The sequence below is a fragment of the Mycobacterium sp. MAA66 genome (assembly GCF_041261665.1).
Lineage (GTDB): Bacteria > Actinomycetota > Actinomycetes > Mycobacteriales > Mycobacteriaceae > Mycobacterium.
Window position 1 is genome coordinate 708481 of sequence record NZ_JBGCCC010000001.1, and the last position, 19084, is coordinate 727564.

Here is a 19084-nt window from a genome sequence, read left to right on the forward strand (position 1 = left end):
CTCAGGCTAACGCGACCCGCAGCCAGGCCAGTGCCCGGTCGGCCGCGGTGGTCGCCGCCGGCACCACGCCGTGGTAACCCAGGTAGCCGTGCACCAGGGTCTCGGCGTTGTGCACCTCAACGGAAACACCTGCTGCGCTGAGCAATTCGCCGTAGCGAATCCCGTCGTCACGCAGTGGGTCGTATCCGGCGACGGCGATGTAGGCCGCAGGCAGATCGGCCAGTGACGCCGCGCGCGCGGGAATCAGGGTAGCCGGTGCCTCGCGCAGATCGATGTTCCCGGCGTAGCAGAGCGAGAAGCCGCCGACCGCGCCACGTCCCAGAATCGGCGCGTCGGCATTCTCGGTAAACGAGGGCAGTGAGGTGTCCCAGGTGGTCGCCGGGTACCAGAGCAATTGGGCGCGCAGCGCGGGGCCACCGTTGTCGCGGGCCAGCTGCGCCACCACGGCCGACAGATTGCCGCCCGCCGAATCGCCGGCCACCGCGATGCGGGCGGGATCGCCGCCCAGTTCGGCGGCATGCTCGCCGACCCACTGCGTCACCGCCCAGACATCGTCGACGGCTGCCGGGTAGGGGTGCTCGGGGGCGAGCCGGTAATCCACCGACACGACGATCGCCCCGGTGGCAACCGCGTGCAGGCGGGCGGTGCCGTCGTAGGTGTCCAGGTCGCCGACCACCCAGCCGCCGCCATGGATGAACACCACCACCGGCCGGGGGTCGTCTTCGCCGGCCGGCCGGTAGACCCGGACCGGCACTCCCGCCACCAATCGGTCCTCGGCACGCACCTCCGGATACAGCGGCGCTCGGGGCAGCGCCCGGAAGCGGGCGCGGGCCTGTTCGGCGCCACCGTCGAGGGTGAGTTCGAACGGCACTGCTTCAAGTACCTTTTGCAGAATGGGATCGAGTTCGGGGTGCGCAGAGGCCGACATCAGCTCACCGTACGCAGCGCGGTGGCTGTTGTGGGCGGCGGCTGCGACGGTGGCGGTGGGCTACGGCGTTTTCTTGATCACGACCGCACTGCAACTGCCGTCGGGCGCCGATCTGACCGGGCAGTTCGGGCTGCAGCCGGAGATCAAGGCCTCTCCGGCGCTGCTGCTGGCCGCGGCGGCGACGCGGCACCCGATCGTTAGCGAGCGCCGCTGGCTGGTCGCGGCCCTGGTGTTCTCTGCGGGCGGTGATTTTCTGCTGGCGATGCCGTGGTGGCAGCCCGCCGGCGTGCCTTCCTTCGTGTTCGGGCTGGGGTCGTTCCTGGTGGCACACCTGTGCTTTCTGGCCGCCCTGCTGCCGCTGGCACACCGCACGCCGGGCCGTACCGCCGGGGCCGCGGCGTTGGTGGTCGTGTGCATCGGTCTGCTGGTGTGGTTCTGGCCCAACCTCATCAAACAGGGCATGGCCATCCCGGTCACGATCTACATGGCCGTGCTGGTCGCCATGGTGTGCACGGCGTTGTTCGCCCAGTTGCCGACGGTGTGGACGGCGCTCGGTGCACTATGTTTCGCGGTGTCCGACGGCATGATCGGCATCAGCAAGTTCGTGCTGGAGAACGAGGCGCTGGCCGTTCCGATCTGGTGGGCCTACGCGGCCTCGCTGCTGTTGATCACCGCCGGGTTCTTCGCCAAACGCCGGCCCTTGGTCTCGATCACCGCTACCGCGCCGGCTGAGTGACCGGCACCCGAACACAGGCCGCGCACGAGCCGGTGGCTCGGGTGCTGCCGATGCTGTCGGTGCCACACCTGGACCGAGAGTTCGACTACTTGGTGCCCGCCGAACTGTCCGACGACGCCCAGCCGGGGGTTCGGGCCAAGGTGCGGTTCAATGGTCGGTTGGTCGATGCGTTCATCCTCGAAAGACGTTCGGACAGTGATCATTCCGGCAAGCTCGGCTGGCTGGAACGGGTGGTCTCGGCCGAGCGGGTGCTGACGTCGGAGGTATGGCGGCTGGTAGAGGCGGTGGCCGCGCGGTACGCCGGCAGCCGTCCCGACGTGCTGCGTCTGGCCATTCCGCCCCGGCACGCCACCGTCGAGAAGCAGCCGCGGGCGGACGTGCCGCCGCACGCACCGAGCGAGGTCGACACAGCGGCCTGGCAGAACTACGGGCGCGGCGAACAGTTCCTGGACGCCCTCGCCGCGGGCCGGGCGGCGCGCGCGGTATGGCAGGCGTTGCCGGGTGAGCAGTGGCCCGAGCGGCTGTGTGATGCGGCGGCGCTTGTGGTCAATGCCGGCCGGGGTGCGCTGCTGATCCTGCCTGATCAACGTGACGTCGACGCTGTGCACGTAGCCGCGCTGAAGGTGATCGACGAGCAGCGGGTGGTGGCGTTGTCCGCGGGTCTGGGTCCATCGGCACGCTACCGGCGATGGCTCTCGGTGTTGCGCGGCCAGGCCCGGCTGGTGATCGGCACCCGCAGCGCGGTTTTCGCGCCGGTCGCCGACCTCGGCTTCGTCGCGGTGTGGGACGACGGTGACGACTCCCTGTCTGAACCACGCGCGCCGTACCCACATGCGCGCGAGGTGGCGATGCTGCGCGCGCACCAATTGCGTTGCGGCGCATTGATCGGCGGCTTCTCCCGCACCGCGGAGGCGCAAGCGCTGGTGGGCAGTAAGTGGGCGCATGACCTGGTGGCCCCCCGGTCGGTGTTGCGCTCGCATGCGCCACGGGTCATCGCGCTGGACGACGATGCGCACACCCTTGAACGCGACGCCGCGGCGCATACGGCTCGGCTGCCGTCGATGGCGTTGGGTGCGGCGCGAGCGGCGTTGGCGGCCGGGCGGCCGGTCCTGGTGCAAGTGCCGCGCCGGGGTTACGTACCGGCGTTGGCCTGCGCCAAGTGCCGGACGGTCGCGCGCTGCCGGCATTGCACCGGCCCGTTGTCTCTGCCGGACCGGGACACCACCGGCGCGGTGTGCCGCTGGTGCGGAAGGCAAGACAGCGCATTGCGGTGCGGCCGTTGCGGCAGCGACGCGGTGCGCGCGGTGGTGGTCGGGGCCCGTCGCACCGCTGAAGAACTCGGCCGGGCATTTGCCGGCGTGCCCGTCGTGACCTCGGGAGGCGACGCCATGCTCGCCGAGGTGCCCGGCACGCCGGCCCTGGTGGTGTCCACGCCCGGAGCCGAACCGAGGGCCGACGGTGGCTACGGAGCGGCACTGCTGCTGGACAGTTGGGCGCTACTGGGCCGTCAGGACCTGCGCGCGGCCGAGGACACCCTGCGCCGCTGGCTCTCGGCGTCGGCACTGGTGTGTCCGCGTGCCGATGGCGGGACGGTGGCGGTCGTGGCCGAGTCGGGGATTGCGACCGTGCAGGCGTTGGTGCGCTGGGATCCGGTCGGGCATGCCGAGGCCGAGCTGGAAGCCCGCGCCGAGGTCGAGTTGCCGCCGGCGGTGCATCTGGCCGCCATCGACGGGTCACCGGCCGGGGTGGACGCATTGTTGGCTGCGGCCGAATTGCCCGACGGCGTCGAGGTGCTGGGTCCGGTCGACCTGCCGTTCGGCGCCCGTCGACCACCCGGGATGGAGCCCGGCGAGACCGTGCACCGGATGCTGGTGCGGGTGCCTCGGGACCGGGGGTTGGCCCTGGCCGCGGCGTTGCGCCGGGCCGTCGGGGTGGTCAGTGCGCATCGGGACAACCAGCCCGTCAGGGTGCAGATCGATCCGCTGCACATCGGGTAGGTGTGGAGCCATTTCACAGCTACCTGGGTAAGGATCATCGCGACCCGTCACTTGCAATGAGCACCCTTGGTCGGCCCGTCGGCCGGTGGAGGTGGTCCGAGCGGAGGTTGGCATCGTGACAGAGCAGTTGCCGCAACCCCCTGACCTGCCCGATTACTCCGATATCCAGATGTATCCGGACGACCCGGCGCCCACACCCCGCGGATCGAAGCTGCTGTACGTGATCGGGGCGCTGCTGATCGTGGTGGGCGTGATCGGCGCGATTGTCGCCGGCGTTCATGGGTACACCGCGGCCACGGACGCCGTCGTCCGAAATCATTCGTTCGCTTCAGGGGACACCACAGTGGTGCATCTGGAGGCGGGCCGGCCGAAGGTCGTCTACATCGATACGGCCGGCCGGTCGGCGGCGGACTGCCACCTGGCCGGGGCTCCAGCTGCTGAGTTGCACATGGTGCCCTACGACAGTGACCTGACCATCAACCAATGGAAGGCGCTCTTCACCATCTCTGCAGACGAAGAAGACGACTACTCCTTGACGTGCACTGCCGGAGGCGATTCGTCGTTCACCGTCGGAGATGACACCTCGACGGACTTCACGGCTATCAGAGCTGGAGTGGCGGCCGGTGGTCTTGTTGCACTGACCGGTGTGATCGCATTGTTCGTCACAGCTGTGCGCCGCCGTCTGAAGTCGGGCGCGGGGTAGCTCGCGGTGCGGCCAGGCCTGCCAATATCCAGGCGTCGGCGCAAGGCCGAGCTCGTTCGATAGCCTCTTACATCGTGCGTATCGTCTTCGCCGGAACCCCCGAGCCTGCAGTGCCGTCGCTGCGTCGACTCATCGACTCGCCGCATCATGAGGTGGTGGCCGTGCTGACCCGGCCCGATGCCGCGGCCGGTCGCCGCGGCCGGCCGGCGCCGTCGCCGATTGCGGAAGTCGCTCTGGCAGAAGGTATTCCGATACTTCGCCCGAACAAGCCGAACGTGCCCGAGTTCGTCGCCGAGCTGGCGGAACTGGCGCCGGACTGCTGCGCTGTGGTGGCCTACGGCGCACTGTTGCGCGCCGAACTGCTGGCCGTGCCCCGGCTCGGCTGGGTGAACCTGCACTTCTCGGTGTTGCCCGCCTGGCGCGGCGCGGCACCGGTGCAGGCCGCCATCGCCGCCGGCGACGAGGTGACGGGCGCCACCACTTTCCGGATCGAGCTCGACCTGGACTCCGGCCCGGTGTTCGGCGTCCTCACCGAAACGATCCGGCCCACCGACACCACCGGTGAGTTGCTCTCCCGGCTGGCCGATTCGGGCGGCGAACTGTTGGAGCGGACCATGGACGGCATCGCCGCCGGTGCGCTGACTGCGGTGCCGCAGTCGGCCGATGGCGTTACGGTGGCGCCGAAGGTCACGGTCGAGGACGCCCGGGTGCGTTGGAACCTGCCCGCGCACGTGGTCGATCGCCGGATCCGGTCGGTCACCCCGAATCCCGGTGCCTGGACCCAGATCGGCGAGGTGCGGGTGAAGGTCGGTCCGGTCGCCCCGACGGCGGCAGAACCGTTGGCGCCCGGGGTAATTCAGGTTGGCAAGAAGGACGTGCTGGTCGGTACCGGCAGCACGCCGGTACGGCTCAGCACCGTGCAGCCGCCCGGCAAGAAAGCGATGAACGCCGCCGACTGGGCACGTGGCGCACGACTGGAGGAAGGCGTGATGGCGCAATGAGCGAGAACGACAGGCGCGGCGGCGGGCGCCGCGAAGGTCAAGGTGGTCGGGACCGTCAGGGTGGTCGCGGCGGCCAGGACGGCAGCCCCGGCAAATGGCAGAAGAGACCCCCACAGCAGGGTTCCAAGACGCCGGACGGACAACGCGGCGATCGCCGGCAGGGTAACCGGCCACGCCCGCAGTCGTCGGGGGAGCGCACCGAACGGCGCCAGGACGACCGTCGCCCCAGTCGTCCGCAGGCCGACAGCACACCCCGCAAGGGACCGCGGCGCACCCCGTTGGACCCAGCGCGGCGCGCCGCGCTCGACGTGCTGCGTGCAGTGTCCGAGCGCGATGCCTATGCCAATCTGGCGCTGCCGGCCATGCTGCGGGATCGTGAGATCACCGGGCTCGACGCGGCCTTCGCCACCGAACTGGCCTACGGCACGTGCCGCAGCCTCGGCCTGCTCGACGCGGTGATCGAGCACGTCGCCGGCCGGTTCACTGACCAGATCGACCCGGTGCTGCTGGATCTGTTGCGCCTGGGTTCCTATCAACTGCTGCGCACCCGGGTCGAGGCTCATGCCGCAGTGGATACCACCGTCGAACAAGCCGGAATCGAATTCGACACGGCCCGTGCGGGTTTCGTCAATGGCGTGCTGAGAACCATTGCCGCCAAGGATGAAGCGGCGTGGGTCGCCGAGCTGGCACCGGGCGCCGCCGATCCGATCGGCCGCACTGCCTTCACTCACGCCCATCCACGTTGGGTGGCACAGGCTTTCGCCGATGCGTTGGGTGCAGATGCGGGCGAACTGAACGCCATGCTGGCCAGTGACGACGAACGTCCGGTAGTGCATCTGGCAGCCCGGCCCGGTGCGATGACCGCAGACGAGCTGGCGGCGGCAGTCGGCGGCGACGTCGGCCGGTACTCGCCGTACGCGGTGTACCTGCCCGGGGGCGACCCCGGCCAGCTGGACCCGGTGCGCGAGGGTTGGGCCCAGGTGCAGGACGAGGGCAGTCAATTGGTGGCGCGGGCACTGACAGAGCTGCCGCTCGACGGCGCCGACGAGCGCTGGCTGGACCTGTGTTCGGGCCCGGGCGGCAAGACGGCCATGCTGGCCTCGATCGCCGCCCAGTGCGGCGCAACCGTCACCGCCGTCGAACCCACTGACCACCGCGCCGACCTGGTCGAGCGCAACACCGTGGGACTCGGGGTGCAGGTGCTGCGAGTGGATGGACGCGACTCGGGCCTGCAGGCCGGGTCCTTCGATCGGGTGCTGGTCGACGCGCCGTGCACGGGCCTGGGCGCACTGCGCCGCCGACCTGAGGCACGCTGGCGCCGTCAGCCCGGCGACGTGCCCGCGCTGGCCAAGCTGCAGCGTGAATTGCTCGCCGCGGCAATCAAACTCACCCGCCCCGGAGGTGTGGTGCTGTACGCCACCTGCTCGCCGCATCTGGCCGAGACCGTCGGCGTGATCGCGGACGCGGTGCGTCGTCAACCGGTCGAGGTGATCGACACCCGGCCGCTGTTCGCCCCTGCGGACCGCCTGGGGCCCGGCCCGCACGTGCAGCTCTGGCCACACCGTCATGGCACCGACGCGATGTTCGCCGCCGCGCTCAAAGTAGTCTGACCGCCATGGCAGGTCCATCTCCCGTCGCTCCGCTCGCCCAAGCCCCCATGATCGCCCCGTCCATCCTTTCCGCCGACTTCGCCCGGCTGGCCGATGAGACCGCCGCCGTCAGTGGCGCGGACTGGTTGCACGTCGACGTGATGGACAACCATTTCGTGCCGAACCTGACATTGGGCCTGCCGGTGGTGGAGAGCCTGCTGAAGGTCACCGACATCCCGATGGACTGCCATCTGATGATCGAGGACCCCAAGCGCTGGGCCCCGGCCTATGCGGAAGCCGGCGCGTACAACGTCACGTTCCACGCCGAGGCCACAGATGACCCGTGTTCGGTGGCTAGGGACATCCGGGCGGCCGGCGCCAAGGCCGGGCTGAGTGTCAAGCCTGGCACGCCGATCGAGCCGTATCTGGAGATTCTCAAGGACTTCGACACCCTGCTGGTGATGTCGGTGGAGCCAGGCTTCGGCGGCCAGAAGTTCATCCCTGAGGTGCTGCCCAAGGTCGCTGCTGTCCGCCGGTTCGTCGACGCCGGCCAGCTGAGCATCGTGGTGGAGATCGACGGCGGCATCAACGCGGAGACCATCGAGGCTGCGGCTGAGGCCGGCGTCGATTGCTTCGTGGCGGGCTCGGCCGTCTACAACACGCCGGATCCGGGTGAAGCCGTCCGGGCGCTGCGACGCATAGCCGCCGCCGCGTCCCCGCATCTGGTGCTGTGACGCCCGATCCGGCCGTATTGGTCGACGCCATGCGGCTGGCCATCGAGCAGGCCGAGGCGGTCAAGGGCACGACGTACCCGAATCCGCCGGTCGGCGCTGTGATTCTGGACGCCGCGGGGCGGGTGGTCGGCGTCGGCGGCACCCAGCCGCCTGGTGGGGCGCATGCCGAGGCGATGGCGCTGCAGCAGGCCGGCCGGTCGGCTGCGGGCGGCACTGCCGTGGTGACCTTGGAGCCGTGCAACCATCAGGGCCGTACCGGCCCGTGCGTGGACGCGTTGCTGCAGGCCGGAGTGGCCGGCGTGGTCTATGCGGTCAGCGATCCGAACCCGGTGGCCTCCGGCGGGGCGGCTCGACTGGCTGAGGCCGGGGTCCAGGTGCAGTCCGGGCTCATGGCCGAGGAGGTGGCCGGTGCTCCGCTGCGCGCGTGGCTGCACCGTCAGCGAACTGGCCGTCCGCACGTGACCTGGAAGTTCGCCGCGAGCGTGGACGGCCGCAGCGCGGCCGCCGATGGTTCGAGTCAGTGGATCACCGGCGAGGACGCGCGGGCCGATGTGCACCGTCACCGCGGTGCGGCCGACGCGATCGTGGTGGGTACCGGCACCGTGTTGGCCGATGATCCGACATTGACCGCGCGCCTGGCCGACGGGTCCTTGGCGCCGCGTCAGCCCTTGCGAGTGGTGGTCGGCGAGCGCGAAATATCTTCGGAGTCAAGGGTTCTCAACGACGACTCCCGCACCATGGTGATCCGTACCCGAGATCCGCACGAGGTGCTGCGGGCGTTGTCCGACCGTACAGACGTGATCCTGGAGGGTGGACCGACTCTGGCCGGTGCGTTCATCCGCGCCGGTTTGGTGGATCGGATCCTGGCCTACCTGGCACCGACCCTGCTCGGCGGCCCGATCGCGGCGATTGACGACGTCGGGGTGGCAAACATCGGCCAGGCCCAGCGCTGGCGTTTCGACGGGATCGCAACGATCGGAGCCGACGTACGGCTGAGCCTGGTGCTTAGCTGATCGGGCCGTCCGTCCGCTAGTCACCTTCCGGCGAGTCGGGTGAGAGATGCGATTCCTTTGCTCTGTGAATGTGATCACAGTCACCGCGGGACTACATCGGTTGGCGCAGTCGTTATCCGTTTGAGACGTACCGAGAGACGTTTGCCCAGGTAGCGCTTTTTGCCGAGCCGTAAAATTGAGGACGAGTTCGGGTCTGCTGACCCGGACGCCGACATATCGCGCTCACCGAAGTCGTTTCGCGCGGTGGTGAACACGAGCAAAGGATTACGAGCATGACTGCATTGCAGGATTGGCTCAGCTTCCGCCCGGTTGAAGAGAGCATCAAAGACATGGTGTTCCGCCCCTTGCGTGCGGTGCTGAGCGTCGTCGAGGAGCTCGACGCCAACCAGCACGTCGAGCTGGCGGCCGAAAACGACGTGGCGCTGATGCGCCCGGGCCTGGAGCGTTGCTGAGCTCTACCAACGCCAAAAAGCCGTAGCCGCGGGGTTTTCACCCCGCGGCTACGGCTTTTGTGTATCGACTGGCTACGCCACCGGCGCAGGATCTGGATCGACCTCAACCGCAGGTTCGGGTTCGTCGGCGTGCTCGTCGCGTCCGGCGATCAACAACCCGAGCAGGGCACCCACCACACAGACGATCGCGGTGATCTTGAATGTCGCGCTGTACTGAGCGGCATAGGCCGTCTGGGCGTTCTTGGCCAGCTGCGCGGCCGCCTCCGCCAGGCTGTTGCCGTTGCCCCTGGGCAGCTCGGCCATCTTCTGGGTGAAGGTGTACATCCCGAAGGCGGTCAGCGCCGCCATACCGATCAGCATGCCGATCATGCGTGACACCACCACGCCCGCAGAGGCGATACCGTGCTGGACGGTCGGCACCACGCGCAGGGTCGCCGAAGTCAGCGGAGCGATCACCAGGCCCAGACCGAAACCGGCAATGGCCAGGTCGGTGTCGAGGCTGGGCAGGCTGAACAGCACCAGATCGTGGCGGGCGGTCAAGACGTTGCTGTCCCAGTCGGTGAACAGCAGATAGCCGCCGCCGGCGATCAGCAGACCGACGAACGCGACTATCCGGTCACCAAGTTTGGTGGCAACCCAGCCACCGAGGAGAGCACCGATAGGCAGCGCCGCGAAGAACCACGACAGCTTGATGATCGCGGCCACCTTGTCCAGCCCGAGCAGCACCCGCAGGAACAGCTCACCGTTGACCAGCGTGACCATCAGGGCCGCGCCGGTGCACAGCGACGCACCGAGCCCGGCCAGGAACGGCCGGAAGCGCACACCCTGCGGATCGATGATCCGGGTGTTGGCCTTGATCTCCCACACCGCGAACGCGACGGCCGCGACCACCGCGCAGATCAGCAACACCGCACCGTTGGGTGGCAGCACATGCTTGCCGTCCGGATTCTGATTGTCCAGACCCAGAGTCACGAGTGCGAGCGTCAGGGCGAGCAACACGCCGCCAACGACGTCGACCTTCTGCGGATCCTCACTGTCGCTGTGCGCGGGCAGGCTGAAGTGGATCATCACCATCGCGATGATGCTCAGCGGCACGTTGATCCAGAACACCGCATGCCAGCCGGTGAGCCACTCCGTGCCGACGGCGGACGGAATCAGCAGCACGACGCCCACGCCGTACAGCGGACCCAGCACGCTGCCCAATTCCTGGGCCGAGCTGACGGTGCCCAGCACCCCGGCCCGGTTGCGGGCGGCCCACAGGTCGGCGGCCAGCGCCAGCGTCACCGGCAACAGGGCGCCGGCCGAGACACCCTGGATGGTGCGGCCGATCACCAGGTGCATCAGGTCGGTGGCCAGCGCGGTCCACACCGAGCCGAGCGCGAACACCGCCAGGCTGACCTGCAGCACCAGCTTGCGGCCGAAGCGGTCCGAAGCGCGTCCCAGCAGCGGCATCGCCGCGATGTATCCCAGCAGGTACCAAGTGATGATCGGGGCGATCAGCTGCGGTTTGTTGACCGGAATGCCGACGCCCTCCGGCGGCACCTTCATCATGTCGGTCACGATCGCGACCACGACGTAGGTGTCGAGGGCACCGAGCAGGACCGCCAGGCTGCCGGCCGAAATGGCCGCAACCCGGCGGTTCGAGGTCGCCGACATTACGAGGCGTCGGGCTTGTTGACCGTCACCGGCTTACCCCAGTCGCTCAGCGTCATCTGCAGGTTGTTGCCGGGGGTGACCTCGAGCTGCGACTGGATCAGCTGGTGGTTGTTGTCATCAGAGATCCACGCGCTGCCCGGCAGCGACGAGCCGATCTTGAGCTGCGGAACGAGCTTGTTCACCGCGTCCTGGCTCACGGTGCCGGTGACCTTGATGGTCGAGACACCGTTGATGGTCTCGCGGCCGACGGCCTTGGCGTCGGTCATGTTCGACAGCACGTTGGCCAGGCCGGTGTCGGGGTTCAGGATGGCCCCGACGTCGTAGATCTTGTCCGCCGGGCCGAAGCTGGACAGTGAGCCGCCGCCGGTTAGGGAGGCGTACAGGTCGCCGCCGTAGACGACGAACGGCGCGTCGACCGACATGCCGCCCATGGTCAGGCTGGCGTTGCCCTGCGCGGCGACGGCCGGGGTCAGGGTCAGATCGCCGGTGAGCTTGGTCAGCGTCAGCTTGGCGATCTTGCCGTTGACGACCAGCACGATGTGCGCGCTCTGCTGGGCGCGGGTGTAGTCAGCGGACTGCTTGAGCAGTGTGGCTGCGTCGGGCAGCGGCGCGGCCGGGTCGGATTTCGAACAACCGGAGATCGTCAGTACCCCGGCCAGGATTACGGAGAGCAGTGAAAAGAGCACGGCGTAGCGTGGGCGCGTCTGCATGCCTTGCATCGTATAGGTGCGCTGCGACAGAGCTGCCCCTGAACTACCCGGGAGAACCGTGATCATGGCTGTTGACGTGGAGTTTCGGGCGGTTCCGATCGATACGGGCGATGGTGCGGCACTGGTCGGCGCCATGGAATCCGAGATGGCCGAACTCTACGCCGATGTGCGTGGCGGACTGGACCTCAATGCCGCGGACATGCCCAAGGCCGGCCCGGCCGAACTCGGGCCTCCACACGGGGTTTACCTGGCCGGTTACCGCGACGGGGTGCCGGTCTGCGGCGGGGGACTCAAACGCCTGCCCGATGGGGCCTGCGAGATCAAGCGGATGTACGTCGCTCCCCAGGCGCGTGGGCAGGGACTGGCCAGGGTGCTGTTGGGCGCTCTGGAGGACGCCGCACGCGCTCTGGGATACGGCGTCGCCAGGGTCGACACCGGGGCCCGGCAGCCGCATGCGCAGCGGCTCTACGAATCCGAGGGCTACCGACCGATCGGCAATTTCAACGGCAACCCGGTGGCTCACTTCTTCGGCGAGAAGCAGCTCTAGCCGGCGAGCGGAGCGACGGGGGAGGTATCTAGGCTTACCCGTATGTTCACCGGCATTGTCGAAGAGCTCGGCGAGATCGTCAGCAAGGATCAACTGCCCGACGCCGCCCGGTTCGTCATCCGCGGACCCCTGGTCACCACCGACGCCGGGCACGGCGACTCGATCGCGGTGAACGGCGTTTGCCTGACCGTGGTCGAGGTGAGCGACGGCGCGTTCTCCGCCGACGTGATGGCCGAGACGCTCAAACGCTCGAGCCTGGCCGGCGTCGAGGTCGGCAGCCGGGTGAACCTGGAGCGCGCCGCCGCGATCAACAGCCGCCTGGGTGGACACATCGTGCAGGGCCACGTTGATGGCGTCGGCACCGTGCTGTCCCGGACCCCGTCGGAGAACTGGGAGGTGGTGCGTATCGCGCTGCCACTCCAATTGGCGCGCTACGTCGTCGAGAAGGGCTCGATCACCGTTGACGGGGTGTCCCTGACGGTGTCCGCCCTGGGCCGCGGAGACGACGGTGACTGGTTTGAAATCTCCCTGATCCCCACCACTTTGTCGCTGACCACGCTCGGGCGCGCGCCGGTGGGGACCACCGTCAACCTGGAGGTGGACGTGATCGCCAAGTACGTGGAGCGTCTGCTGCAACCTCAGGCCTGACCCGTCCGCTCAGCGGACCGGCGGGAGTTAATCGGGCTGTAGCGGTGGTTCATACTGATAGGTATCAGCATGGCCCGCTCGGGCCGCGGCAAGGGTGGTGGAGATGACGAGGCTCGATTCAGTCGAGCGGGCGATAGCCGATATCGCGGCGGGCAAGGCTGTGGTGGTCATCGACGATGAGGATCGCGAGAACGAAGGCGATCTGATCTTCGCCGCCGAGAAGGCCACTCCCGAACTGGTGGCTTTCATGGTCCGGTACACCTCCGGCTATCTGTGCGTTCCGTTGGACGGTGACATCTGCGATCGACTGGGCCTGTTGCCCATGTATGCGGTCAACCAGGACAAGCACGGCACCGCCTACACCGTCACGGTGGACGCGAAAAAGGGTGTGGGAACCGGTATTTCGGCTTCCGACCGGGCCACGACCATGCGGGCCCTGGCCGACCCGGCTGCCGTCGTCGACGACTTCACCAAGCCGGGGCACGTGGTTCCGTTGCGGGCCAAGGATGGTGGCGTGCTGCGCCGGCCCGGCCACACGGAGGCCGCCGTCGACCTGGCCCGCCTGGCCGGGCTGCAGCCCGCCGGCGCGATCTGCGAGATCGTCAGCCAGAAGGACGAGGGCGCGATGGCCCAGACCGATGAGTTGCGGGTCTTCGCGGACGACCACGACTTGGCGCTGATCTCCATCGCCGACCTGATCGAGTGGCGGCGTAAGCACGAGAAGCACATCGAACGCGTCGCCGATGCCCGGATCCCGACCCGGCACGGTGAGTTCCGCGCCGTCGGCTACACGAGCATCTACGAGGACGTCGAGCACGTCGCCCTGGTTCGTGGCGACATCTCCGAGAGCAATGGCGACGACGTGCTGGTGCGGGTGCATTCCGAGTGTCTGACCGGTGATGTCTTCGGTTCGCGCCGCTGTGACTGCGGCCCGCAGCTCGACGCGGCGATGGCAATGGTGGCCCGTGAGGGCCGCGGGGTGGTGCTGTACATGCGCGGTCACGAGGGCCGTGGCATCGGCCTGCTCCACAAACTGCAGGCCTACCAGCTGCAGGACGCCGGCGCGGACACCGTCGATGCCAACCTGGAGCTCGGCCTGCCCGCTGACGCCCGGGACTACGGCATCGGTGCCCAGATCCTGGTGGACTTGGGTATCCGGTCCATGCGGCTGTTGACCAACAACCCGGCCAAGCGCGTGGGTCTGGACGGTTACGGCCTGCACATCATCGAGCGGGTGCCGCTGCCGGTACGGGCCAACGCCGACAACATCCGGTATCTGATGACCAAGCGGGACCGGATGGGGCACGACCTGACCGGGCTCGACGATTTCGCCGAGGCGGCCACCATGGACGACTACGACGAGGGCGTCTACCTGCTGGGCGACCGGCATCAGCCTCCGGCAGCAGATACCAGCGGGAACGTTCAGTGAGCGGCGTCGGTGTCCCCGACATGCCCGCCCTCGACGCATCGGGGGTGAAGCTCGCCATCGTCGCGAGCACCTGGCACACCACCATCTGCGATGCGCTGCTCGACGGTGCCAGCAAGGTGGCGTCGGCCTGCGGTATTGCTGATCCGACCGTGGTCCGGGTTCTCGGGGCCATCGAAATCCCGGTTGTGGCACAGGAATTGGCGAAGACGCACGACGCCGTGGTCGCGCTGGGCGTGGTGATTCGGGGCGGCACACCGCATTTCGATTACGTATGTGACGCCGTCACCCAGGGGCTGACCCGGGTTTCGCTCGACGAGTCGACCCCGGTGGCCAACGGTGTGCTGACAGTCGACACCGAACAGCAGGCCATCGATCGGGCCGGGCTGCCCGGTTCGGCCGAAGACAAAGGCGCGCAGGCGGCATCGGCTGCGCTGGCCACCGCGCTGACCCTGCGCGAACTGCGGGCATGACCGAAGCGGCCGACGGATGGGACCTGGAGGTCCGTCCGCAGCGGGTCAAGTACGCCGCCTACGCCGCTGCCGCGGTGATCGTGGTGGTGCACGTCGCGGTCGGCGCGCTGCTCAAGCTGCGTGCCACCGGGGTCATCTTCCAGACCTCCGACCAGATCGCCATGGCAGTGCTGGGTTTCATCCTCGCCAGTCTGGTGTTGTTGTTCACCCGGTCCCGGCTGCGGGCCGGTCCTGCCGGGATCTCGGTTCGGAACGTGGTGTCCGACAAGCTGATTCCGTGGCAGGACGTCGTCGGCGTGTCGTTTCCGGTGGGAGCGCGCTGGGCGCGGATCGACCTGCCCGACGACGAGTACGTGCCGGCCATGGCGATCCAGTCCGTCGACAAGGTGCGGGCGGTGACGGCAATGGATGAGCTGCGTGCGTTGGTGGTTCGCTACCGCCCCGATCTCAGCTCAGCACCAGCGTCATCGTGACTTCGTCCTCCGACTGGGGAGGCCGACCGCGTGCCGCCGAAGAGGTCGACGCGCCGCTTTGGTCAAAGGTGAATCCGAGGCCGATGTAGGCGTTGTGCGCGGCGACGTTCATGGGGTCGACCCGCAGAGTGACGGTGCGCACCCGCTGTTCCCGGGCCCAGTCGACTGCAGCGGACAGCAGAGTGCGGGCCACACCGCGCCGCCGGGCCGCCGGGTCGGTCCATAACGAGTACAGGTACACCGATTGGGCGGACGCCCGCTGCGCGCCGATCAGTCCCAGTAGTCGGTCGTCCTCCGACACCGCGAACTGTGCGTGTGCGCGCAGCCGCCGGCGCCATTGGGTACCGCTGTACCCGACCTCGCTGACATATTGCGCGTCGTCGGTGCCGACGGACTCTGCCAGTGCGCGCAGGCGCAGCGCAGCGAACGCTCGCCAGTCGGCTTCGGTGAGCCGGATCACCTGGATGGCGGCCATACCTGCTCGAACTGCTCCGTTCGTTCCATGCGATAGAATTCGCTGATAGTGACCGATTTTCGCATGACCGCGCCGACGCTCGACGTCGTGTCCGTCGCGTCCGCCGGGCGAGGTCACCGAATCTGCGAAATCGGCACACCCATGGTGGCAGCTGCGGAGGTGGTCACCGCCCTCGGTAGCCACCCTACGGTCACCTTTCCGATGCGCCGAGACGTGCCGGCTGACATCGAAAGCCTGTGGGCGTTCGTCGGCGGTACCGCCGAATTCTTCGGTTTGCCGGCGCCGCCCGTCGAACAGGTGCGGCAGGCAGTCACCGAATTCGCGGCCGCCGCATTCGATCGGACGCCCGCGGCGCTGTTGGCGACGACGATCACCGTGGTCGGGGCGCGGGTTGTGGTAACCGCCGTGCCCAGCGCGCCGTTCTCGGACCTCCCGGTGCACATCGGCTGCCTTGACCCGCAGTACTTCTGGGCACGGGCCACCGATGCATCCTGGCTGCAGATGGCCACCCGTACCACCAGCTTTGCCGGCCGCGACCATCTGCTGCGGGGCCTGCGGGGGCACGGCTGCGTCGATGGCATACCCAAGGGCGCTGAGGTTGGCGCACCGTTGTCCGGCGCCCTGGTGCTCGAGACCGGTGCGGGTCTGATCGGTGTCGAATCCGGCGAGCCCACATCGATCCTCGGTGACCTGCACGGCTGCGGGGTACTGGCTGACCTGCCGCGCCGGGTCAGCGTGACTCAAGCCGAAGTGCAACGGGCGTGGTGGATTTCCCCGTTATTCTGCGCCCAACCCGTGGCCATGCTGGGGGAGCGTGCGCTCCCGTCCGATTCCAATCCGCCGCTGTTTCTGGAGCAATTGTGACCAAACCCTTTGTCCCGAAGGACTTTCAGGTGTTTTCGATCGACGGCTACGACTTCGCCGACGGGGTGTTCCGCGGGCACTACACGATGCGTGGCGATTCCGGCCAGGTGAGCTTCGTCGAGACCGTCGATTTCGGGCCGAGCCTGTCCGAGGCCGACGGCACCGGCCCCGACGACCAGCTGCTGCGCTTGCTCACCCTGACCTGCTCACTGAGCTATTACAAGGCCGCCGCGCCGCCGCGGATCGAGATCACCTTCCCGACACACGAATTCGAGCGGGCCTACCTGCGCGAGCTGATCGCGGGCGGGCTCGGGGAGTTCGCGTACCGCAATGGTCTGCCGGATGCGCTGACTCCCACCATCACCGGGAAAGCTGCGACGGCACATCTGGTCAGTGCCGATACCTGGAACCCCAAGGCGGTGCCGCTGGTACCCGTCGGCGGCGGCAAGGACTCGGTGGTCTCCATCGAATCGCTCAAGTCGATGCGCCCGGTGTTGTTCAACGTCAACAGGTTTGACCCGATCGATCGATGCGTCGAGATCAGCGGCCTCGATCACGTCCGCGTCATGCGCTCCATCGATCCTCGGCTGATCGAGGCCAACGCTGCCGGCGCATACAACGGCCACATTCCGGTGACCGCCATCAACAGCATCATCGGGCTGATCGTTGCTGACGCCAAGGGCCTGGGCCCGGTGGTGTTGTCCAACGAACGCTCCTCGAACGTCGGCAACGTCGAATGGCTGGGCCGCGACATCAACCACCAATGGTCCAAGAGCGTCACTTACGAGACGCTGCTGCGAAACACGTTGTCGCACTACGGCCTGAATCCGGACCGATACTTCTCGCTGCTGCGTGGACTGTCCGAGTCGCAGATCGCGGACCGATTCGCGGACAGTCCCCAGTACTTTCGAGCCTTCATCAGCTGCAACCGTCCGTTCGCGCTGGACGAAGGTCGGCGCGGGGCATCGTGGTGCGGACATTGCCCCAAGTGCCAGTTCGTGTTCGCCCTGATGGCCCCGAGACTGGGCCGCGACGAGGTGGAGGCGATCTTCGGTCACAACCTGTTCGACGAGACCGACAATCGCGTCGGCTTCGAGGACATCTTGGGTATCGGCGCACACAAGCCGTTCGAGTGCGTCGGCGAGTACTACGAGGCTGCCGAGTCGATGCTGACCATCCTCGATGACGACGACTGGAAAGGTCTGGCGCTGGTCGAGCAATTCCGCGCTGTGCGAAGCGAATTGGAACGGGTGGCGGCCAATCGCGACGACGGCCCCGCGGTCCAGTACGTGCCGCCGCGTTACAGCGCCGCCCTGAACAGGGATCAATGACACCGTCGCGCCCGGACCTTTCCGGAGCCACCGTCGGCATCTGGGGGTTCGGCAAGGAAGGGCAGTCGCTGGCGCGTACGGCCGCGGCGGCCGGTGCCGCCCGTATCGATGCTGTCGACGATGCCGGACGCGGAACACTGGCGGCGCCGGACGATATCACCGGCCTGAATCTGTGGCGCGGCGCCGAACACCTGGATCGCCTGCGGACCTGCGACGTGGTGTTCGTCAGTCCCGGAGTGCCCTGGCGGCAACCACTTTTCGTCGAATTGCGCAGGGCCGGAGCCACCTTGTCGAGTGCGGCTGACTGGTATCTGACGAAGTACGGTGCCCAAACTGTCGGAGTTACCGGCACCAAGGGCAAGAGCACCACGGCTTCGTTTCTCACCCACCTGTTGCGCCGCTTGGGTTGCGACGCAACGGTGGCGGGCAACATCGGCACCCCGCTGTCGGATCTGACACCGCAGCCGGACAATGTCGTGGTCGCCGAACTGTCCAGCCAGCAGTGCGCGTTGGTGACGGCATCACCGCGAATAGCGCTGATCACCAACCTTTTTGAAGATCATCTCGACTTTCACGGTGACATCGACACCTACCATCGCGCGAAGGCCAACATCTTCGCCTGTGGTGGTGAGGTACTGGTGACCACCCCGCAGGTGCTGACCACCTTGGACCGGCTCAAAGTGGCGCTGCCGCCGGTGGTCCGCACCGTCGACCCAGCCGAGGTGTCCAGCCCTGGTGGCGATTACGTGATGGCATACGACCACAACGTGGTCAACGGCGCGCTGGCTGCGGTGGCCGCGGCCGAGGTCATCGGCCGTCCGGTCACCGTCGACGAGTTCCTCGGTGCGGTAACCACATTCGAGGCATTGCCACACCGGCTGCAGACGGTGCGACGTACCGGTGCCACTCGCTGGATCGACGACACCCTGGCCACCACCGGCGAGAGCGTGGTGGCGGCGTTGCGCGCCATGCGGCCCGAGGACCGGATTGCCGTGATCGTCGGTGGCATGGACCGGCAACTGGACTACCACCAGCTCGATGCGTACCTGTGCAGTGGTGAGCGTGATATCCAGCTCATCCAGGGGCCGACCAACGGCACCCAGATCGGTCAGGGTTTCGCCGCAGCGCACCCGCAGCGTGTGCATCCGGTACCCAGCCTGCGGGACGCGGTTCAGGTCGCGGCGACACTGCCCGGCATCACGGCGGTGCTGCTGTCTCCGGGTGCGGCGAGCTATGACCTGTTCGCCAACTACGAAGCCAAGGCATCGGCATTCTGCGAGTTCATCGACGGACTCGGCACCGTCGGACCGTCGAACTAACCTGTAACT

At 67.8% G+C, this 19084-nt stretch carries 20 protein-coding genes; 16 read left to right on the forward strand and 4 right to left on the reverse strand.

Annotated features, from left to right (window positions below; all coding sequences use genetic code 11):
• Position 1 precedes the first annotated feature (1 nt).
• A complete protein-coding gene (locus tag ABIA30_RS03515; RefSeq protein WP_370062105.1) occupies positions 2-928 on the reverse strand; it encodes an alpha/beta hydrolase in 927 nt (308 codons plus the stop codon).
• On the opposite strand from ABIA30_RS03515, the gene ABIA30_RS03520 reads away from it, so the two are divergent.
• The 8 genes from ABIA30_RS03520 (at position 894) to ABIA30_RS03555 (ending at position 9153) form a co-directional block, all read left to right on the forward strand.
• Positions 894-1664: a lysoplasmalogenase gene (locus ABIA30_RS03520; protein ID WP_370062107.1), complete on the forward strand. Its 771-nt coding sequence runs from the start codon at positions 894-896 to the stop codon at positions 1662-1664. The genes ABIA30_RS03515 and ABIA30_RS03520 overlap by 35 nt on opposite strands.
• On the forward strand, positions 1661-3661 hold the full coding sequence (locus tag ABIA30_RS03525; RefSeq protein ID WP_370062109.1) for a primosomal protein N': 2001 nt from the start codon (positions 1661-1663) through the stop codon (positions 3659-3661). Before ABIA30_RS03520 ends, ABIA30_RS03525 begins: the two co-directional genes overlap by 4 nt.
• A 115-nt stretch (positions 3662-3776) precedes the next feature.
• Positions 3777-4364, forward strand: coding sequence for a hypothetical protein (locus tag ABIA30_RS03530; protein ID WP_370062111.1), 588 nt, complete (start codon positions 3777-3779; stop codon positions 4362-4364).
• Positions 4365-4438: 74 nt separating this feature from the next.
• Complete coding sequence (fmt, locus tag ABIA30_RS03535; RefSeq protein ID WP_370062113.1) at positions 4439-5365, forward strand: methionyl-tRNA formyltransferase; 927 nt, start codon at positions 4439-4441, stop codon at positions 5363-5365.
• Entirely contained in the window at positions 5362-6975 is a 1614-nt protein-coding gene (locus tag ABIA30_RS03540) for an RsmB/NOP family class I SAM-dependent RNA methyltransferase (protein WP_370062115.1), read from the forward strand. The genes fmt and ABIA30_RS03540 overlap by 4 nt, the downstream gene beginning before the upstream one ends.
• 5 nt (positions 6976-6980) lie before the next feature.
• Positions 6981-7688, forward strand: a complete 708-nt coding sequence (rpe, locus tag ABIA30_RS03545; protein WP_370062117.1) for a ribulose-phosphate 3-epimerase — start codon at positions 6981-6983, stop codon at positions 7686-7688.
• Between the two features lie 29 nt (positions 7689-7717).
• The gene (ribD, locus tag ABIA30_RS03550; protein WP_370063293.1) at positions 7718-8701 is read left to right on the forward strand and encodes a bifunctional diaminohydroxyphosphoribosylaminopyrimidine deaminase/5-amino-6-(5-phosphoribosylamino)uracil reductase RibD; all 984 of its coding nucleotides are present in this window, start codon (positions 7718-7720) and stop codon (positions 8699-8701) included.
• A gap of 272 nt (positions 8702-8973) precedes the next feature.
• Positions 8974-9153 carry a hypothetical protein gene (locus ABIA30_RS03555; protein WP_370062119.1) on the forward strand — a complete coding sequence of 60 codons (180 nt, stop codon included), beginning with the start codon at positions 8974-8976 and terminating at the stop codon, positions 9151-9153.
• A gap of 72 nt (positions 9154-9225) precedes the next feature.
• On the opposite strand, the gene ABIA30_RS03560 is transcribed toward ABIA30_RS03555, so the two are convergent.
• Together ABIA30_RS03560 and ABIA30_RS03565 are read right to left on the reverse strand one after the other, a co-directional pair.
• Positions 9226-10809, reverse strand: coding sequence for an MFS transporter (locus ABIA30_RS03560; RefSeq protein WP_370062121.1), 1584 nt, complete (start codon positions 10807-10809; stop codon positions 9226-9228).
• A complete protein-coding gene (locus tag ABIA30_RS03565; RefSeq protein ID WP_370062123.1) occupies positions 10809-11519 on the reverse strand; it encodes an LppX_LprAFG lipoprotein in 711 nt (236 codons plus the stop codon). The genes ABIA30_RS03560 and ABIA30_RS03565 overlap by 1 nt, the downstream gene beginning before the upstream one ends.
• A gap of 64 nt (positions 11520-11583) precedes the next feature.
• Here ABIA30_RS03565 and ABIA30_RS03570 point away from each other — a divergent pair, with 64 nt between their 5' ends.
• The 5 genes from ABIA30_RS03570 to ABIA30_RS03590 all read left to right on the forward strand — a co-directional run bounded on the left by ABIA30_RS03570 (position 11584) and on the right by ABIA30_RS03590 (position 15086).
• A complete protein-coding gene (locus ABIA30_RS03570) occupies positions 11584-12066 on the forward strand; it encodes a GNAT family N-acetyltransferase (protein ID WP_370062125.1) in 483 nt (160 codons plus the stop codon).
• A 42-nt stretch (positions 12067-12108) separates the two neighbouring features.
• A complete protein-coding gene (locus tag ABIA30_RS03575) occupies positions 12109-12714 on the forward strand; it encodes a riboflavin synthase (protein WP_370062127.1) in 606 nt (201 codons plus the stop codon).
• A gap of 103 nt (positions 12715-12817) precedes the next feature.
• A complete protein-coding gene (locus ABIA30_RS03580) occupies positions 12818-14143 on the forward strand; it encodes a bifunctional 3,4-dihydroxy-2-butanone-4-phosphate synthase/GTP cyclohydrolase II (protein WP_370062129.1) in 1326 nt (441 codons plus the stop codon).
• Between the two features lie 20 nt (positions 14144-14163).
• A complete protein-coding gene (gene ribH, locus ABIA30_RS03585) occupies positions 14164-14613 on the forward strand; it encodes a 6,7-dimethyl-8-ribityllumazine synthase (protein WP_370063295.1) in 450 nt (149 codons plus the stop codon).
• On the forward strand, positions 14610-15086 hold the full coding sequence (locus tag ABIA30_RS03590; RefSeq protein ID WP_370062131.1) for a PH domain-containing protein: 477 nt from the start codon (positions 14610-14612) through the stop codon (positions 15084-15086). The genes ribH and ABIA30_RS03590 overlap by 4 nt, the downstream gene beginning before the upstream one ends.
• Here the strand turns inward: ABIA30_RS03590 and ABIA30_RS03595 are convergent.
• Positions 15061-15561, reverse strand: a complete 501-nt coding sequence (locus ABIA30_RS03595; protein ID WP_370062133.1) for an N-acetyltransferase family protein — start codon at positions 15559-15561, stop codon at positions 15061-15063. The genes ABIA30_RS03590 and ABIA30_RS03595 overlap by 26 nt on opposite strands.
• Positions 15562-15609: 48 nt before the next feature.
• Between ABIA30_RS03595 and ABIA30_RS03600 the strand changes: the two genes are divergently transcribed.
• Genes ABIA30_RS03600 through murD form a run of 3 tightly spaced genes read left to right on the forward strand, consistent with a single transcriptional unit; the run spans position 15610 to position 19075 of the window.
• Entirely contained in the window at positions 15610-16425 is an 816-nt protein-coding gene (locus ABIA30_RS03600) for a hypothetical protein (RefSeq protein ID WP_370062135.1), read from the forward strand.
• The gene (locus ABIA30_RS03605; RefSeq protein WP_370062137.1) at positions 16422-17756 is read left to right on the forward strand and encodes a hypothetical protein; all 1335 of its coding nucleotides are present in this window, start codon (positions 16422-16424) and stop codon (positions 17754-17756) included. The genes ABIA30_RS03600 and ABIA30_RS03605 overlap by 4 nt, the downstream gene beginning before the upstream one ends.
• On the forward strand, positions 17753-19075 hold the full coding sequence (gene murD, locus ABIA30_RS03610) for a UDP-N-acetylmuramoyl-L-alanine--D-glutamate ligase (protein ID WP_370062139.1): 1323 nt from the start codon (positions 17753-17755) through the stop codon (positions 19073-19075). Before ABIA30_RS03605 ends, murD begins: the two co-directional genes overlap by 4 nt.
• Positions 19076-19084: the final 9 nt, after the last annotated feature.

Excerpts from the sequence above, each read along its gene's own strand:
- ABIA30_RS03520 (WP_370062107.1), top strand. The coding sequence starts at position 894 with ATGGGATCGAGTTCGGGGTGCGCAGAGGCCGACATCAGCTCACCGTAC.
- ABIA30_RS03515 (WP_370062105.1), bottom strand. The coding sequence starts at position 928 with ATGTCGGCCTCTGCGCACCCCGAACTCGATCCCATTCTGCAAAAGGTA.
- ABIA30_RS03540 (WP_370062115.1), top strand. The coding sequence starts at position 5,362 with ATGAGCGAGAACGACAGGCGCGGCGGCGGGCGCCGCGAAGGTCAAGGT.
- rpe (WP_370062117.1), top strand. The coding sequence starts at position 6,981 with ATGGCAGGTCCATCTCCCGTCGCTCCGCTCGCCCAAGCCCCCATGATC.
- ribD (WP_370063293.1), top strand. The coding sequence starts at position 7,718 with ATGCGGCTGGCCATCGAGCAGGCCGAGGCGGTCAAGGGCACGACGTAC.
- ABIA30_RS03555 (WP_370062119.1), top strand. The coding sequence starts at position 8,974 with ATGACTGCATTGCAGGATTGGCTCAGCTTCCGCCCGGTTGAAGAGAGC.
- ABIA30_RS03560 (WP_370062121.1), bottom strand. The coding sequence starts at position 10,809 with ATGTCGGCGACCTCGAACCGCCGGGTTGCGGCCATTTCGGCCGGCAGC.
- ABIA30_RS03565 (WP_370062123.1), bottom strand. The coding sequence starts at position 11,519 with ATGCAGACGCGCCCACGCTACGCCGTGCTCTTTTCACTGCTCTCCGTA.
- ABIA30_RS03570 (WP_370062125.1), top strand. The coding sequence starts at position 11,584 with ATGGCTGTTGACGTGGAGTTTCGGGCGGTTCCGATCGATACGGGCGAT.
- ABIA30_RS03575 (WP_370062127.1), top strand. The coding sequence starts at position 12,109 with ATGTTCACCGGCATTGTCGAAGAGCTCGGCGAGATCGTCAGCAAGGAT.
- ABIA30_RS03580 (WP_370062129.1), top strand. The coding sequence starts at position 12,818 with ATGACGAGGCTCGATTCAGTCGAGCGGGCGATAGCCGATATCGCGGCG.
- ribH (WP_370063295.1), top strand. The coding sequence starts at position 14,164 with ATGCCCGCCCTCGACGCATCGGGGGTGAAGCTCGCCATCGTCGCGAGC.
- ABIA30_RS03590 (WP_370062131.1), top strand. The coding sequence starts at position 14,610 with ATGACCGAAGCGGCCGACGGATGGGACCTGGAGGTCCGTCCGCAGCGG.
- ABIA30_RS03595 (WP_370062133.1), bottom strand. The coding sequence starts at position 15,561 with ATGGCCGCCATCCAGGTGATCCGGCTCACCGAAGCCGACTGGCGAGCG.
- murD (WP_370062139.1), top strand. The coding sequence starts at position 17,753 with ATGACACCGTCGCGCCCGGACCTTTCCGGAGCCACCGTCGGCATCTGG.